This is a genomic window from Enterococcus sp. AZ020, assembly GCF_050499205.1.
In the GTDB taxonomy this organism is placed as follows: Bacteria; Bacillota; Bacilli; order Lactobacillales; family Enterococcaceae; genus Enterococcus_L; species Enterococcus_L dunnyi.
The window spans coordinates 1-1,368 of sequence record NZ_JBIPAT010000010.1 but is presented as its reverse complement, the minus strand read 5'-3'; the positions used below and the strand labels follow the sequence as shown (position 1 = coordinate 1,368).

Annotated in this window: 1 protein-coding gene; it reads right to left on the bottom strand. The window is 37.0% G+C overall.

Annotation, left to right across the window (positions count from 1 at the left end; all coding sequences use genetic code 11):
- Positions 1 to 1,359 (bottom strand): hypothetical protein (locus tag IGI58_RS18165; RefSeq protein WP_429955513.1); only part of this gene is annotated, 1,359 nt, incomplete at its 3' end.
- Positions 1,360 to 1,368: the final 9 nt, after the last annotated feature.

Here is a 1,368-nt window from a genome sequence, read left to right as displayed (position 1 = left end):
GCTAGTACGACATAAGTAATACCCAGCTTTTGTATACTTATCTAAATCATCAGCCCCAGCATTTGGCGCAACGATAAGTATCGGAGTAAATTGATTATTTTTTGATACGTACACGTCGGACATCTTAAATTTGATTTGATACTCCAAATAGACTTGATCAATATTAATCATACTTGGTGCTGTGCCGTCACTTGGTGGTGCAAAAATTACAACATACATAAAACCATCATCTTGAATAACAACATCTATTTGTCCGCCAGTAAATTTACGGCTATTTAAATGGATTTTATCTCCTTTAGTAATCATGACGCCTCCCCAAGCATCTTTTGCCCTTGGAGCCGTTGATAGTTCATTACTTGTCGAGCTACTCGCCATTGCATAGACTCCATATGATATTAACGATATGACAGATTTAGCAACAGCGACTTTTTGCTGTTGTGTGATCGCCCCAAACGTTTCAAATATCCCCTGATATTTACGTTCAATATCCTCCACAATATTGAAATGCACACCAACTTGTCGCATCTGCTCTGCAACACTTGTTTGAGTAGTGTAGATTTTATTATCTAATTCCGCTGAATCTGCATAGGACGTTGATCCTATCTCATAGTTGAATTGGTTAGGGTTTAAAATAGCCTTACCCATGTTTGAGAACATTCTATGAGGATTTTCTACTAAGCTACCCGAAACTTTCCCGATCATAGTCGCTTTTTCATCAATGATGATTTCTTTACCCATGATAAAATTTCTAAAGTCATTGTTGGCTATTTGATCGCTGATCTCATCTGCTTTATTTTCAAGCTGATTGATCTTTTCGTTTGCAGCATCAATGCTGCCATTGATCTCTGATAAATCCCCAGCTACTTCTTGCCACGCTGCTTCTGTTTTTTGTTTTAGTTCTGTTATCACATCATCTAACGACTTAAAATAAAAATCCTCGATCTCTGGCATATTCTGATCAATCGCCGAACGTACCATCGTAAAACCATACTCAGCTAAATCGATTTGTTGACCATTTTTTAAGTCGAGATAAACGTTCATTTTTACATTACCTTGATAGCCATTTAACCGATCGGTGATGATATAAGAAATATGCCTACGGTGGATTTTTTCGATGGTGGCTGTATCTTCTATTTTTTTCTCTTTTCGATCTTGTACCACGGTTAAAAGAATTTTGACTGTTTCAACATTTTCAAAATCCAATTCTTTACACTTTGGTACCGTTACAGGAATAATCAGTTTTGAGATATCCTTATCATAAGAATAGATGACGCTCTCAAGCTTTTGTTGCTTGTGAGCGCCAAGTGTAATCTCTGCTGATGGGGTGACTGTTTCCTGTTTTAGATATTTATTTACCATCTAAGCCAC